The sequence below is a fragment of the Faucicola sp. SE7633 genome, from assembly GCF_059264685.1.
Genome location: NZ_JCADBW010000008.1, coordinates 50,962 through 65,779 on the forward strand (window position 1 = coordinate 50,962; position 14,818 = coordinate 65,779).

Sequence of the window (14,818 nt, forward strand, 5' to 3'; positions counted from 1 at the left end):
TAGATAATAGCGCATGCCTAGCCAAACCGTTCCGCCTGTCACCAACACACAGCCCAACCAACGCGGTGGGCTGTTTGCTGCGTTTTGGCGCAGCGCGCGAGGTGAGATGGTGTTTTTGCAAAACAATCCGTGGGATTTTGCCGTGATGTTTTGGCTGCCCTTGCTGATTGTGTTTTTGGTTTGGTGGACCTTTAGCGCAGGTGCGCTGGTTGGTGTGCCTGTGGCGGTGATTGACCACAGCCACACCGCGCAATCTACCACCTTGATCCGCTACATTGATGCCACGCCCGAGGTCGATGTCGTCGCCGAATTGCCCGATGCCGCAGCCGCCAAACGTGCGATTGAACAGCGCACGGTGTACGGTGTGATTGAAATTCCGTACGATTTTGCCGACAACTTGCAAAGCGGCAGACCCACACGGCTTTTGCTCAATGTCAATGCCCAGTTTGGGACGCACTCAGGTATGGTGCAAAAAGGCGTGCGTACCGCTGTGGGCACGTTTTCGGCAGGGGCAGAAATCAAACGCCGTATTGCCCAAGGTGAAGACATCACCACCGTTCGTACTAGCTATTCACCCATTCAAACCCAAAGCATTGGCCTATTTAACACCGCCAACAACTACCAACAGTTTTTGTCCGTCACTACCATGCCTGCTTTGTTGCATATCTTGTCGATGGTGATTGGTGCGTCAGTCATTGGGCGTGAGCTGCGCGACAAAACGCTGGGGCAGTGGTATGCCAGTATCGGCGGTGACCCTGCCCATCCGACACTGTGGCGCGTTATGGCAGGGCTCAATGGCAAATTGATTTGGGCAATGTTGGCGTATACGCTGTGGGGGGCGGTGATTTTGACCCTTGATACGCGCATTTATCCTGTGCGTTTGGCATCGCTTGCGGTCACGTATGGCATATTTTTGTTGTTTATGATGGTGTCGTTTTGGCTTGGCGTGATTGTCACTGTTGGCACGTTTTCGTATCGACAAGGTTTGTCATTTACGGGTTTTATCTCCGCGCCGTCGTTTGCGTTTTCGGGCGTGACGTTTCCGTTCATCGCCATGAGCCCTGCCGCCCAACGCTGGGCAAATGCCTTGCCGCTGACGCATTATTTGCGCGTACAAACCCCGCAAATTCAAATGGGCGCGCCCCCAAGCTATGCCATCTCGGCGGCGTATGGCTTTATGTTGGCGGTTGCCATCACCTTGCTATTGTCGGCAGCTTTGACCAAAAAAGCCTTGCTAAAACCTGAAAAATGGGGGCAGCGCTGATGGCAAAACGGGTCGTGCGCGATGTGTGGGAGCGCAGTTTTTTGCGCCAAGTGCTGGCGGTGTGGCAAAGTGCGCTTGCCGATAAAGGCGTGATGACGATGCTGATTATCGCGCCAATTTTGTACGGCTTTTTTTATCCGTGGCCGTACAAAAATGAAGTCGTGCGCCATGTGCCTGTGGCGATTGTCGATTATGACCACTCAACGCTGTCAAACACCATGATTGGCTATGCCCAAGCCAATCCACGCCTTGATGCGCAGGTCGTCACCGACGAACGCCAAGCGCGTCAGCTGATGTGGCAAGGCAAAATCGCAGGCTATATGGTCATTGCGCCCAATTTGTTCCAAAACGTCAATTCAGGGCAAGCCGCCAAAGTCAGTATCTTGGCAAACGGTAACTATTTTTTGCTCAATAAACAAGTGCAAACGGGTTTCATGGAGGTTGCAGGTACGGTATCGGCAGGGGCAGAAATCAAACGCGCGGTTGCGCAGGGACAGGATATCAATGTTGCCAAAGCCAGTTTTTCGCCTGTCAATATCACCATCAACCCGTTATACAACGTCACTGAAGGCTATGGCAGTTATGTCGTACCGCCCGTGGCGATTTTGATTTTGCAGCAGATGTACTTGATGGGCACGGCAATGCTGGTTGGCACATGGGTCGAGCGCCAGACGTATCGCGCGCATTTTAAGACGTGGCTGGCGCGTGTGGTCGGCTTGTCATGTGTTGGGGTGATTTTGGGCTGTTTTTATTACGGTTGGGTATTTGCGCTCAATGATTATCCGCGCAACCAAAATTTGACAGGCTCGCTGCTTTTGTTGGCGGTGTTTTTTCCTGCGGTGACCTCGCTAGGCTGCTTGCTTGGGGTGTGGTTTGGTGAGCGTGAACGCGCCATGCAAATTTTGGTGGTCAGCTCCATGCCCATGCTATTTATCTCGGGTATTACGTGGCCAGAGGCCATGCTGCCCGAGCCGCTTCAATACGTGCGCTGGCTATTGCCAAGCACTTCGGGCATGAATGCCTCGGTCATGCTCAACCAAATGGGCGACCCACTGGGTGATACCACGACCTATTTTGCCGCGCTGATGATTATCACGTTGGTGTGCTTGCTGCTGCTGCAATGGTTTGCCAGTGAGGACTAGGGCAGGCAGATAGCCGTCGCTTTGCCAAATCCGCTCAGCCGCTATTTGAGCGGTTTTTTATCATTCGTTGCCGTAAACCTGCGACTTCAGGCGGTGGATATAAGGCAATTGTTAAATGCGATGAGTTTTGCTATACTCATCTCACTATATTCAATGTCTTACATTCCACAGTTAAGTTAAGACTAAATTGCGAGTACGCAGTAACTTAACTGGTAAGACGTTTCCAAACACACACTTAAGCTAATTCGTGTCTAAGACAATCCTAACGGTAGGATTAGCTTAAAATAAGAATCTAAGATGTACGGTGTGTCGTACGGGCGGTTGCCATTGTCTTAGGTTTGCGGTGGGGCTTCACCGTCTTGCAGAAGGAATCCCCTCACTTTAGGGAGGGGAGGAAGTCAATGGGTAGATTAACGCAAAAACGCTACGCAAATTTTACCAGTCTGTCGGCATTTTTTAATCAAATTAAATGATCACACGCTTGCAATGAGCCAAAGTACTAAAATATCGTATCGTGTTGATAAATTGTGCGTTATATTGATTAAAACTTGCCATGAAGACAGGAATTCACCATGCCCATCACTGCTCGTCGTGCTTTAGTGTCTGTGCTATTTGGCGCAAGCCTTGTTTTAACCAGTTGCCAAAAAGTCGATGCCCAACTTAGCCAAGCGCGGCAAGATAAACCTGCACGCATAAGCAAGCGCGACCTGCTGCCCAATGCCACGTTGGCAACCTTGCAACGCCTGCCACAAGCCAATCCATACCACAAAAACGCCGCCAACCCAACCCATGGCATTGATCCCAACAAGCCCACCGTGGTGAAGTTTTGGGCAAGTTGGTGTCCGCTGTGCCTAGCGACCTTGCAAGAAGCCAACGACTGGGCAAAGCAATACCCACAAATCAACGTCATCAGCGTGGTCAGCCCAGGTCAGCTCAATGAAAAATCCACGCAGGACTTTACCACATGGTACAAGGTGGTTGCCAAGGACTATCCTGATTTGTCCGTGCTGATGGACAGCGACGGCACGCTCATTCGCCAGTTTGGTATTCAAGTGTATCCCAATTTTGCGATTTTGGACAAACAAGGCAATCTGCTTAAGTTGGTCAAAGGCAACCTAACGCCCGTGCAAATGCAAGCATTGGCGGACAACGCAAGCAATGATTTTGCCGAGCTCAAAGCCATGAACGCCCGTGGCGCGGCGGTGACCGATCGCGCAGGCGCGAACCCACAAGCGCATGCACTGACCGCCCACCAAGCCAATGGCGTGTATTACCAAGCCGATGGCAAAACGCCGATTCGCACGCACACCATTTATCTGGCAGGCGGCTGTTTTTGGGGGCTTGAGGCGTATATGGAACGCGTGGAAGGCGTGGTGGATGCTGTGTCAGGCTATGCCAATGGCAAAGACACAGGCAGCGCGCCAAGCTACCAAGACGTGATTGCAGGTTCGGGACATGCCGAGACCGTCAAGGTCACCTATGACGCTGACAAAACCAACCTTGCCACCATTTTGGCGTATTACACGCGCGTCATCGACCCGACCAGCTTAAATAAACAAGGCAACGACCGTGGCGTGCAGTACCGCACGGGCATTTATTACACCGACCCTGCCGACAAGGCGGTGATTGACCAAACCTTAGCCGCGCTTGCCCAAACATACCGTCAGCCGATTGTGGTTGAAAGCCAACCGCTCAAAAACTTTTATCAAGCCGAGGACTACCACCAAGACTACCTAAGCAAGCACCCCAATGGCTATTGCCACATTGACATTCGCCTTGCCGAGCAAAAAATTCCCGTGATAGGGCACAAGGCGCAAAACCAGTCTCTTGCGCCGGCTGACAGCATCGCTGCCGCGCTTGACCCCAAACGCTATCAAGGCTACGACAAAAACCTCAAACAACGCCTCAGCCGCGCCCAGTATGACATCACCCAAAATGCCGCCACCGAGCGCGCATTTAGCCACGCCTATGACCACTTGTTTGACAAAGGGCTATATGTCGATGTGGTCAGCGGTGAGCCGTTGTTTTTGTCCACACACAAATACGACTCAGGCTGCGGCTGGCCAAGCTTTACCCAGCCGATTGCCCCACAAGTAATCACAACCGCAACCGACACCAGTTTTAACATGGTACGCACCGAGGTGCGCTCACGGGTCGCCCATTCGCACTTGGGGCATGTGTTTGATGACGGCCCACGTGATAAAGGCGGGCTGCGCTACTGTATCAACGGCGACGCGCTCAAATTCATTGCGCTTGCGCAAATGCCTGCCGCAGGCTACGGCGCGTTGGTGCCGCTTGTGCAGTAGGCTTACCCAAACTTGATTTTTGCTTGCCATGCACCCATTTTAATACCCATACGCGACGATGGTGTCGCTTAGGTTTTGCTTGAATTTAAGCACAAGGATTAGCACCATGCACAAAACCAATTCAGACGATGCGCGCTGGGATGCAATGGATGTCGCAGTCGAGCGCGGCACAGAGACAGGTATTGAAAAGATGATGTTAGAATTTGTCGAACAAGACGATGGCAAACTGGTCTTGCGTGCGGCTCACAGCGATGAAGCCCCCTTGGTTTGTATTGAATTTTCTGACGAAGTGCGCAAAATGCTGGGCGCAGATAGCAAATACATCGGGCAGCACATGATTCACGCAGCGATTCAAAGCTTTATGCAGCGGCAAGTGTCGCAGTGGCATGCCAATGTCTATGACGAAGAGCCAGCGCATTTTAGCTGATGGCATGATGACCAAAGGCTGGGCAGCGATGACAGCGCAAAACCCTAAGGCAAGCGTATGACAGTCACCACCACATTCAAGCTCACCGCCGCTGCGGCAGCGTTATTGCTGTTGCCACGGCGCAGCAGTCGGCAGGCAGGCAGTGTGCCGTCTGTGATACCGCCGTCCCATGCGCACGCGGCAAGCCCACCTAGCCGCCGCCAACGCGATAAACCCTATCACCCAACCACCAATCAGGATAGCATATGTCGGCAATGACCCCACAAGCTTGGCAAACATTGGGCAAATGGGCAAGTTTTGCGGTATTGCTTGCTGGCGCGAACGGGCAAACGTGGGCGCAGGATTTGTACTTTAACACCTATCGGCCACAAATAGGCAGCGCACTTGAGCACCCCGAGCGTTGCGGCAAGGCATGCCCTGACGTTGATTTTCAGCTGATTGACACAGGCAAGGCGTGGCTAGATAGCCGCGTCAATAAAGCCGTGATTGACGCGCTGTTTGTCGTTGGTGACGATACTGCCACCAAACGACAAGCGCAAGTGTTGCAAGCCATCGCCGCACCCACCCAAGCGCAGTATAAAGCCGCCATCAATGCCGCGATTGATAGCCTTGTGCGCGAAAATACCAACAACATCGAGGCGCGCGGTAATTGGCAAGATGGCGATATCGTGCCCGTCCAAGTCAGCGCCCTGCCGCACTACAACGGGCATCGCGGTAGCCTAGAGCTGGTTGAGGTCGATACCAACACCTATCTGGGCGGTGCGCATGGTGTCAGCAATATTCAGCATTATGTCTTTGATAGCGCGCGCGAGCGTGTGGTGACCTTGGATGATATTTTATTACCCAAACAACAACCGCGCTTAGAGGCGTTGGCACGCGCGGATTTTACCGCGCAGCTTAAGCGCGGCGACCTTGACCCTGTCAAGCATTTTAAAGACTGGAAATTTGCCTTGACCGACAACTACACGTGGACACGCGAGGGCTTGTTGCTGCAATACCAGCCGTATGAGCTGGCGTTTTATGCGTTTGGTGCGCCCAGTATTACCATCCCTTATGCCAAATTACAAGGCATTGTGCGCCCTGAGTATTTGTCCCATTAGACGGTTTTTCTAAAGCATGGAGCACCTTGTTAGCCAAAAGCCGTTGGACGTTGTCCCGACTGTGTTACCGTTGATTGACACCCACACGCACTTTGATGTGCCTGACTTTGACGCAGACCGCGCCAAGCAAAGCCGCTTGGCGTATGCCGCAGGTGTGCGTCATGTGGTGCTCATTGGCTTTTTGGCGCGGCGATTTGATGCCATGTTGGCTTGCCAAAATCAGCTGCAAACATTAGCCATTGCCGAGCCTGTGCCACAAGCGCACCTTGCGTTTGGCTTGCACCCTGCCTATATCCGCCAGCACGCGCCTAATGATATTGACACATTGGCGGCGTATTTGGATAAGTATCAAAGCCTTGCCATCGGTGAGATTGGGCTGGATACTTTTAGCGATGAGCTCAAAGCCCCCGAGCACTACGCCAAGCAGCGCCAACTGTTTGACGCGCAGCTAAGTTTGGCCGACCAGCACCGCTTGCCTGTGTTGCTGCACATTCGCCGCGCCCACGCCGATGCCATCGCTATGCTTAAAGCAACAAAATTTGCCCACGGTGGTATCGCGCATAGCTTTAGCGGTGGTATCCAAGAGGCCAAAGCCTTGGTGAATTTGGGCTTTAAAATCGGTGTGACGGGGCAAGTCACAAACCCAAATGCCAAAAAATTGCGCCGTGCTTTGGTTGATCTGGTGGCAGCGGTCGGGCTAGCTAGCCTTGTGATAGAAACCGATTGCCCCGATTTTACCCCATTGCCGTGCCATGCCACCCACGGGCGGCGCAACGTGCCTGCCAATTTGCCGTTTGTGTTGGCAGAGCTTGCTGGGTTGATTAACGTTGATAAAACGGTTTTAGCCAAGCATTTGTGGCACAACAGCCGCGCGGCACTGCAACATGATTTTGGCGAATTTGAGCCTATTTGAGGGGCTAGCCGATTTTGTGGCGCGTCATTTTTTGTTGTTTAGCCACGCCTGTTGCATCACAGCGGCTCAATTGACTTCCTCCCCTCCCTATCGTTCGGGGATTCCTTCTGCAAGACGGTGAAGCCCCACCGCAAACCTAAGACAATGGCAACCGCCCGTACGACACACCGTACATCTTAGGTTCTTATTTTAAGCTAATCCTACCGTTAGGATTGTCTTAGACACGAATTAGCTTAAGTGTGTGTTTGAAAACGTCTTACCAGTTAAGTTACTGCGTACTCGCAATTTAGTCTTAACTTAACTGTGGAATGTAAGACATTGAATATAGTAAGATGAGTATAGCAAAACTTATCGCATTTAACAATTGCCTTATATCCACCGCCTGAAGTCGCAGGTTTACGGCAACGAATGATAAAAGCATTTAACCCAACATACGAAACCAACCAAGTGACTGCCAATGACTGACACTGACCAATACCAACGCCGCTTTACGGGTACACAAACGCTCTACGGTGAGGCGCGTTTTGCCAAATTTGAACGCTTGCACGCGTATGTCATTGGGGTGGGCGGCGTGGGTTCATGGGTGGCAGAGGGCTTGGCGCGTACGGGCGTGGGTACGATAACGCTGATTGACTTGGATGTGTTGGTGGCCTCCAATGTCAATCGCCAGTTGCCTGCACTCGATAGCACATTTGGCGTGAGCAAAATCGAGGCAATGGCAACGCGCCTACGCCAAATCAATCCGCGCTTGACGCTGCATTTGGTTGATGATTTTTTGACGGCCGATAATGTCAAAGAGGTGCTGCCCAGCCGTGCAGAGGCGGCAGCAAAACAAGCAGCAGGTGAAGCGGTGCTGGTGCTTGATTGCGTCGATGATATTCACGCCAAACTTGCCATCGCGCTGCATTGTCGGTTTAACAAGCTAAAGCTTATCCTCTCAGGCGGAGCAGGCGGTAAGATTGACCCAACCGCCATCACAGTCAGTGATTTACGCGACACTTACCAAGACCCACTTTTGGCTAAGCTGCGCCAACGCCTGCGTGAGCATAATATCAACCGCGAGCTAAAAGAAAAATTTGGCTTGCGCTGTGTGTTTTCCAGTGAAGCGCCCAAATTTGACACGACCTGCCAAACGGGCGGTTTGCATTGCGGTGGCTATGGTTCGGCGGTGGCGGTGACCTCAGTGGTTGGTATGGTGATGGTGGCTGAAGGGCTCAAATTGGCAGCCAGTTAAGCACTGCAGGACGGCTAAGTTATGGATTGGTAGTTTTGTGTTGCAAAATGTAACCAAAATTTGCTTGCATTGGGTGCGATAGCTGTTAAGGTAAAAACGTCAAGTCAAGGGTTTGGCTTGGCGTTTTTGTGTTTGTGGTGGTTGTCTGTTTGGATTTTTTATATTTTAAGCCACTTATTGGCTGGCTGCGCGTCGGTGGTTTGGCTGTCGCGCTGTTGTGGGTATGTATTATTTCGATTGAAAATTGGTAATGATTTGGCGCATGGTTGATTATGGGTAATTTTGTTTTTTTACAAGTCGTTACGGCGGTGTGCGCGCTGTCGATTATCACGACGTTGTTTAATCGGCGGATTTTGGGCTTTCCGCCTGCGATTGGTGTGCCGATTGTGTCGGCGATTTTGGTGTTTATTTTGCAATGGAGCGTGAGCCTATTTGGCAACAACAGCTTTATTACGATTAATATTCATAACATCGAGGAGGCGGTACGGCGCATTGATTTTTATGATTTTTTAATCAATGGCGTGATTTGTTTTATTTTGACTGCGTCCGCGCTCAAATTTCGCGTGTCAGATCTCAAGCATTATTGGAAGCCGATTAGTATTTTAGCAAGCCTTGCGCTGGTGCTGTGCGCGCTGTTTTTTGCAGGGTTTATGTTTGGTTTTCAATGGCTCAACGGTTATAAAATCCCGTTTGCGGTGCTGCTGCTACTGGGTGCGGCATTGGGTGCAACCGACCCGATTGGGATTAAAGGTGTCCTAAGCTCGGTCAAAGCACCTGCGCATTTGATGGTCAAGCTTGAGGGTGAGTCGCTGTTTAATGACGCGGTGTGTATTGCGCTGTTTATGACGATCTTGAATGTGATTCAAGGCAGCAGTTTTAGTTTTATTCACACCATTGAGGTGCTGTTGTATGAAATCGTTGTTGCGGCGTTGATTGGTTGGTTTTTTGGTAGCATGACGCTGCGGATTTTAAGCGGTGAGCATGAGCCTGAATCGCTGATTTTGACCACGGCACTGCTGGCAAGTGGCTCGTATTTGGTTGCGCTGCACGCCCATGCGTCTGCGCCGATTGCGTGTGTGATTGGCGGCTTGATGGTCGGCAACCGTTGGAAGCAGATTTTGCAAGAGCGTGAAGTCGATGATGTCAATCACTTTTGGCACACCATTGAGGGGATTATCAATTCATTTTTGTTTACCCTGATTGGGCTTGAGCTGTTTATTTTGGATTTGAATTTAGAGCTGATTTTGGGCGGTTTGGTGGCGTTTTTGGCGTTGCACGTGTCGCGGTTTATCGGCAATTTTTTGGCGTTTTCGTTTTTTCCGTCATGGAAAAAATATACCTACAATGGCAGTTTGACGATTTTGTCATGGGGTGGGGTGCGCGGCGGTATTTCGCTGGCGTTGATTTTGTCGGTTGCCAATGTCAAGGAGCTAGCGCCTTATAGCAGCTATTTGGTGGCGTATACGTTTATTGCGGTGTTGATGTCGGGCGTGGTTTGTGGGCTTGGTTTGCCTGCGGTGATGAATGCGTTTTATTACAACCCCGACGCGCCCACCAAAGGCTTTGCAGGTTGGTACCAACGCTTGTGTGAAAAACTCAACCGCAAAGGCTACAAATACGTGATTGATGAGGACGAAAACGGCGAGGAGGTGATTTCGCGTTATCAGCCGCCGCCGTTGGTCATCCAAGATTCGCCTGAGGCGGTTGGCATGGCGTTGCCGTATCCGCGCGTGAAAGGCGGTGAAGCGTTGGAAGTTGTGCCCGATAAGCGCAGTTTTTAGGGCGCTATCCGCGGTGGGACAGAGGCCAACCACGTGCCGCTGTCCCAGCTTGGCAGGCAAGCTTGCCACTTTGTGCTCACACTGGCTGACAATGGGGCATGGTTACGGTGCTTGATGGCATGGCGGATGTTGATAGCTGGCTGTTTTGGTAGGATTGTTCGCCAAACTTTAGCCAAAATGGGCAAACAACACCATCAGCAGCGGTGCTAGGATATTGGTGATACAGCCAAAACTCAATGCCAACGGAATCATGGCACTGCCGCCGCTGCTTTGAATAACAGGCAGCATAAAATCCAAACTTGTCGCCCCACCAAGTCCCACCGCCGCACTGGGATAGCGCGGCATGACGAGCGGAATCAGCAGCAACGCGCCTATCTCGCGCAGCAAATCATTAAGCAGCGCCACCGTGCCCCACACCGCGCCATAGCGGTCAGTCATCAAAATCCCTGACAGCGAATACCAACCATAGCCCGATGACAGTGCCAAGCCCTGTGCGATACTGACGCTTGGTGTCGTCAGCGCAAAGACCACACCGCCCATCGCCACGCTGATACAAAATACGAGGCTGACCAACGCGCCGCGTTTATCCAGCAGCACCTCACGCAGGCGTAAGCCTGAATGCGCAAGCCCAATACCCACCGACAAAATCAGCAACGCCAGCGCAAGCTTAATCCCCAGTGATAATGTGCCTTGCGCGATGGGCAACACGCGCCCAACGGCAAACCCTGCGCCCAGACATGCCAACTGCATCAATGTGCCCGATAACGCGATGTTGGGCGCGGTTTGCTGTCTATGGTGGGCATGGGGTATGGGATAGCGTTTGTCCAGCAGCATTAGACCCAGTAGCCCACTGCCCATGCAGCACACCGCAAGCCACACCACATAGCGCGTGATTACGCCAAACTGCGCACCGATGTTGTGCACCTGCGCCAATGACATACCAATTAGCAGCAAAATCGCCCACACCAGCACCGACAGCAACCGATTAATCAGCGGCAGATAGCGCGACGGTAGCGGCAACCAAAAGCCAATCACCAGCGGCGACAACACCCACAATAGGGTAAACAACGTGTCTAACATAACGTAACGTCACCGCGATGGGCTAAATGCGTTTGGCAACACCAACCCATCACTAATGTGCCTCATCCCAGTTATGACCCACACCAACCTCAACCACCAGCGGCACAGCAAAATCTACCGTCCAGCCAAGTTTTGGCGCGGTGTCGGTGAGGACGTTTTGCATGGCACGTTGCACCACCTCACGTACCTGTGCAACTTGGTCTTGTTCAACCTCAAACACCAATTCATCATGCACCTGTAGCAGCAAGGTAGCAGCATCATTCAAATCTGCAGCATTTAGCGCGTCTTGCACGGCAATCATGGCAAGCTTGATGATATCCGCAGCTGAGCCTTGCAGCGGTGCATTAATCGCCGCACGCTCGGCGGCGTTACGCACATTGCGGTTGGCGTGGTGCATGTCGGGCGTGTACAGCTTGCGCCCAAGTAGCGTTTTAACATAGCCATGCGTCGCCGCCTGCTCACGGGTCTTGCGCATATAGTCTTGCACAGTTGGGTAACGCGCAAAATACGCATCGATATACGCCTGCGCCTCGGGTGGGGCAACGCCAAGCTGTTTTGCCAGCCCAAACGCGCTCATGCCATACAGCAGTCCAAAATTGATTGCCTTGGCGCGACGGCGTTCCTCACTGCTGACCTCAGCCAGTGGCTTTGCCAACACATCAGCGGCGGTGGCGCGGTGAATGTCATGCCCTTGCTGAAATGCCCCCATCAGCACGCTGTCTTGGGCAAAGTGCGCCATCAGCCGCAGCTCAATTTGTGAATAGTCCGCCGACATCACCACCCGTGACGGTGGCGCGATGAACGCTTGCCGAATCAGCCGCCCCGTATCGGTGCGAATCGGGATGTTTTGTAAGTTTGGTTCACTTGATGACAACCGCCCCGTACTGGTCAAGGCTTGATGGTAACTGGTGTGGACGCGGTCATGCGCATCGGCGGCGTTTGCCAGTGCGTCGGTGTAGGTGCTTTTGAGTTTTGCCAACGTGCGGTATTCTAGCACCGTTTCAACCAGCGGATGGTCTAGGGTTGCAAGTGTTGCCTCGTTGGTGGAATATTGCCCCGTTTTGGTTTTTTTGCCGCCGCTTAGCCCCAATTTGCCAAACAAAATTTCGCCCAACTGTTTGGGGCTGGCAAGGTTAAATGCCTCACCTGCTTGCGCGTGTGCCTGTGCTTCAAGGGCTTGAATTTGCGTGTCAAATTCATCCGACAAACGATGCAAAAACGCTTTATCAATCAACACGCCTGTATGCTCCATCGCGCACAAAATTTGCGCAACGGGGATTTCGATGTGATTTAGCAGGCGGCTGGCGTTGTCATCATCGGCAAGTTTTTGGCTAAACGTGTCAAACAGTTGCCACGTGACATCCGCGTCTTCGCACGCATAATCACTTGCTGCCGTCAAATCAACTTGGTCAAATGTCAGCTGTTTTGCACCTTTGCCTGCTACGTCCTCAAACGTCGTGGTGGTCACGCCCAAATAATGCCGTGCCAAATCATCCATGTTGTGCCGTGTGGCGGTTGGGTTGATGACATAGCTTGCCAGCATGGTGTCCATTTGCCAGTTGGCAGGCGATACGTTCAAGTCAATGTCATAATGCTTAAAAATATGCGCGTCATATTTTAGATGCTGCCCGATTTTGCCAATCGCAGGGTCTTCAAGCAGTGGCTTGAGCGCACGCAACACCACATCGCGCGCCAGTTGGTCGGGCAGTGGTTGCTCAAGCTCATCGACGTGCGCCACAGGGATATAAAATGCTTCATGCGCTTGCACCGCCAATGACACACCGACCAATTGGGCCTGTTGCCAATCCAGTGCGCAGGTTTCGGTGTCCACGGCAAAATAGGGCGCGTCTTTTAACCGCGCAAGCAGTTTATCAAACGCTTCACGCGTGCGTACGGTGTGATAGGTTTTGTCTGCCGCAGGGGCAGGCGCGGCAGGTTGGGCGGCGTTTGGTGCAGCGTTTTGCCCAGCGTCCGCCAGCGTCATGCCGCGTTGGTTGGCAGGGTGGTTGGGATGGGCAAGCGATTTGAGCTCTTGTTTAAAATCCAGCTCGGTGTAGAGTGCTCGCAGCTGCTCAAGGTTATGCGCAGGGTCAGTCGGTAGGCGTAAGTCTTCCCAATCGGGCAAGCCCTCAATATCGGTGCGAATCGTCGCCAAAATCTTGTCACGCGCGATGCTCTCAAGGCTTGCCTCAAACGTCGCGCGCTGTTTGGGCTTGAGCGCTGTTAGGTTTGCCAAAATCCCGTCGATGGTTTGGTATTGGCTCAATAGCTTTTGGGCGGTGACTTTGCCGACACCGCCAACCCCTGCAATCCCGTCTGAGCTGTCACCCATCAAGGTTAAATAATCAACGATTTGCTCGGGTGCAACGCCAAATTTTGCCAACACGCCCTCGCGGTCAAGCACGGTTTCATCAAAACTATTTTCGACCAAAATTTGCCCATTAACCAGCTGGCACATGTCTTTATCGCCCGTTGAGATGATGACGCGCTCGCCTGCCACACACGCGCGGTGCGCCAACGTGCCGATGATGTCATCCGCTTCAAAACCATCCAGTGCCAATAGCGGAATGCCGAGCGTCTCAATCAGCTGATGCACGTACGGGATTTGCACGGCAAGCTCAGACGGCATGGGCGGACGGTCGCCTTTATAAATCGGCGACATCTCATGGCGAAACGTCGGCGCTTTGGTGTCAAACGCCACCAGCATATGCGTTGGTTGGTAGCGGTTGATGAGCTTTTTAATGGCATTAAGCGTGCCTTTAATCGCATTGGTCGGCATACCTTGTGCGTTTTGCATACTCACAGGCAGCGCGTGAAACGTACGAAATAGGTAATACGAACCATCCACCAGCACCAACGGTGGACGGTTAGGGTCAGTGGTGCGTGTGGGTAGCAATGCGGTGGGTTGTTGGATTGAGTCAGTCATAAATTTGTATTTTTTAGCATAAGATTGGCGATATCTAAACGCGCTATTATACGCTATTTTGGTGATGGATTTTGGATAAAATGCTTATCTTTTATGTTTGTTTTTTAAAATATCTATTCAATTTTTAAATAAAAAACAGCTATTGACCACCTGCACAGCGCACGATTTCGGGCAAGGTAAACGGATAACACAAAATCGCGTTGGGCGTGGCTAACACGGGGATTTTATCGGCAAAGGCAAGCGTTTGCGCCTCGGGCAAATCGGCGATATCACGCCATTGCCAATCAAACCGCGCCACGGCTTGCGCATAAGTCAAAAGCTGCGCCGCTTCATCACACAGATGACAGCCCAGCGTGCCATACAGCCGCCAAACGCCATCGGTGGGCAAGCGGATGAGGGTCATAAGCGGTGGGTGAGTCTGATTGGGCATCATAGGGCTTAACCTGCGCTTAAATGTTAGTCGTTAAACGGGTGAACCATCTTATCTTAAGGCAAAGTGGGGCAATTTGGCAAAAATTCACCCAATCTGCCAAATATGGCATAATAGCCGACCAAAGCTTGTTTGTTTATCGTTAATATTTTTGCGAGTCTGCCTTGCCTAGACCACAACCGCCCATCCAAAACCGCCCAACGCCATCGGCGTAC

The 14,818-nt window shown here is 52.1% G+C and carries 12 protein-coding genes; 9 read left to right on the plus strand and 3 right to left on the minus strand.

The window, feature by feature from the left end; all coding sequences use genetic code 11:
* Nucleotides 1-13: 13 nt before the first annotated feature.
* From AC5L4R_RS04710 to AC5L4R_RS04750, 9 genes are all read left to right on the plus strand, one after another.
* Nucleotides 14-1,264 (plus strand): ABC transporter permease, encoded by a 1,251-nt coding sequence (locus AC5L4R_RS04710; RefSeq protein WP_494472911.1) that lies wholly within the window; start codon nt 14-16, stop codon nt 1,262-1,264.
* Nucleotides 1,264-2,406, plus strand: a complete 1,143-nt coding sequence (locus tag AC5L4R_RS04715; RefSeq protein ID WP_494472912.1) for an ABC transporter permease — start codon at nt 1,264-1,266, stop codon at nt 2,404-2,406. Before AC5L4R_RS04710 ends, AC5L4R_RS04715 begins: the two co-directional genes overlap by 1 nt.
* Nucleotides 2,407-2,978: 572 nt before the next feature.
* Nucleotides 2,979-4,712: a bifunctional peptide-methionine (S)-S-oxide reductase MsrA/peptide-methionine (R)-S-oxide reductase MsrB gene (gene msrAB / locus AC5L4R_RS04720; RefSeq protein WP_494472913.1), complete on the plus strand. Its 1,734-nt coding sequence runs from the start codon at nt 2,979-2,981 to the stop codon at nt 4,710-4,712.
* Nucleotides 4,713-4,818: 106 nt separating this feature from the next.
* Nucleotides 4,819-5,139: a hypothetical protein gene (locus AC5L4R_RS04725; RefSeq protein WP_494472914.1), complete on the plus strand. Its 321-nt coding sequence runs from the start codon at nt 4,819-4,821 to the stop codon at nt 5,137-5,139.
* A gap of 57 nt (nt 5,140-5,196) precedes the next feature.
* Nucleotides 5,197-5,397, plus strand: a complete 201-nt coding sequence (locus tag AC5L4R_RS04730) for a hypothetical protein (RefSeq protein ID WP_494472915.1) — start codon at nt 5,197-5,199, stop codon at nt 5,395-5,397.
* On the plus strand, nt 5,385-6,239 hold the full coding sequence (locus AC5L4R_RS04735) for an RsiV family protein (RefSeq protein WP_494472916.1): 855 nt from the start codon (nt 5,385-5,387) through the stop codon (nt 6,237-6,239). The genes AC5L4R_RS04730 and AC5L4R_RS04735 overlap by 13 nt, the downstream gene beginning before the upstream one ends.
* Nucleotides 6,240-6,255: 16 nt before the next feature.
* Entirely contained in the window at nt 6,256-7,152 is an 897-nt protein-coding gene (locus tag AC5L4R_RS04740) for a TatD family hydrolase (RefSeq protein WP_494472917.1), read from the plus strand.
* A gap of 457 nt (nt 7,153-7,609) precedes the next feature.
* A complete protein-coding gene (locus AC5L4R_RS04745) occupies nt 7,610-8,386 on the plus strand; it encodes a tRNA threonylcarbamoyladenosine dehydratase (RefSeq protein WP_494472918.1) in 777 nt (258 codons plus the stop codon).
* Between the two features lie 272 nt (nt 8,387-8,658).
* Nucleotides 8,659-10,167 (plus strand): cation:proton antiporter, encoded by a 1,509-nt coding sequence (locus AC5L4R_RS04750; protein WP_067234609.1) that lies wholly within the window; start codon nt 8,659-8,661, stop codon nt 10,165-10,167.
* A gap of 168 nt (nt 10,168-10,335) precedes the next feature.
* Here the strand turns inward: AC5L4R_RS04750 and AC5L4R_RS04755 are convergent, their stop codons facing one another.
* The 3 genes from AC5L4R_RS04755 to AC5L4R_RS04765 form a co-directional block, all read right to left on the minus strand.
* Nucleotides 10,336-11,247: a LysO family transporter gene (locus AC5L4R_RS04755; protein WP_494472919.1), complete on the minus strand. Its 912-nt coding sequence runs from the start codon at nt 11,245-11,247 to the stop codon at nt 10,336-10,338.
* 52 nt (nt 11,248-11,299) lie between these two features.
* A complete protein-coding gene (gene polA, locus AC5L4R_RS04760; RefSeq protein WP_494472920.1) occupies nt 11,300-14,173 on the minus strand; it encodes a DNA polymerase I in 2,874 nt (957 codons plus the stop codon).
* 139 nt (nt 14,174-14,312) lie between these two features.
* A complete protein-coding gene (locus AC5L4R_RS04765) occupies nt 14,313-14,606 on the minus strand; it encodes a glutaredoxin family protein (RefSeq protein WP_494472921.1) in 294 nt (97 codons plus the stop codon).
* Nucleotides 14,607-14,818: the final 212 nt, after the last annotated feature.

Excerpts from the sequence above, each read along its gene's own strand:
- AC5L4R_RS04710 (WP_494472911.1), top strand. The coding sequence starts at position 14 with ATGCCTAGCCAAACCGTTCCGCCTGTCACCAACACACAGCCCAACCAA.
- AC5L4R_RS04715 (WP_494472912.1), top strand. The coding sequence starts at position 1,264 with ATGGCAAAACGGGTCGTGCGCGATGTGTGGGAGCGCAGTTTTTTGCGC.
- msrAB (WP_494472913.1), top strand. The coding sequence starts at position 2,979 with ATGCCCATCACTGCTCGTCGTGCTTTAGTGTCTGTGCTATTTGGCGCA.
- AC5L4R_RS04725 (WP_494472914.1), top strand. The coding sequence starts at position 4,819 with ATGCACAAAACCAATTCAGACGATGCGCGCTGGGATGCAATGGATGTC.
- AC5L4R_RS04730 (WP_494472915.1), top strand. The coding sequence starts at position 5,197 with ATGACAGTCACCACCACATTCAAGCTCACCGCCGCTGCGGCAGCGTTA.
- AC5L4R_RS04735 (WP_494472916.1), top strand. The coding sequence starts at position 5,385 with ATGTCGGCAATGACCCCACAAGCTTGGCAAACATTGGGCAAATGGGCA.
- AC5L4R_RS04740 (WP_494472917.1), top strand. The coding sequence starts at position 6,256 with ATGGAGCACCTTGTTAGCCAAAAGCCGTTGGACGTTGTCCCGACTGTG.
- AC5L4R_RS04745 (WP_494472918.1), top strand. The coding sequence starts at position 7,610 with ATGACTGACACTGACCAATACCAACGCCGCTTTACGGGTACACAAACG.
- AC5L4R_RS04750 (WP_067234609.1), top strand. The coding sequence starts at position 8,659 with ATGGGTAATTTTGTTTTTTTACAAGTCGTTACGGCGGTGTGCGCGCTG.
- AC5L4R_RS04755 (WP_494472919.1), bottom strand. The coding sequence starts at position 11,247 with ATGTTAGACACGTTGTTTACCCTATTGTGGGTGTTGTCGCCGCTGGTG.
- polA (WP_494472920.1), bottom strand. The coding sequence starts at position 14,173 with ATGACTGACTCAATCCAACAACCCACCGCATTGCTACCCACACGCACC.
- AC5L4R_RS04765 (WP_494472921.1), bottom strand. The coding sequence starts at position 14,606 with ATGATGCCCAATCAGACTCACCCACCGCTTATGACCCTCATCCGCTTG.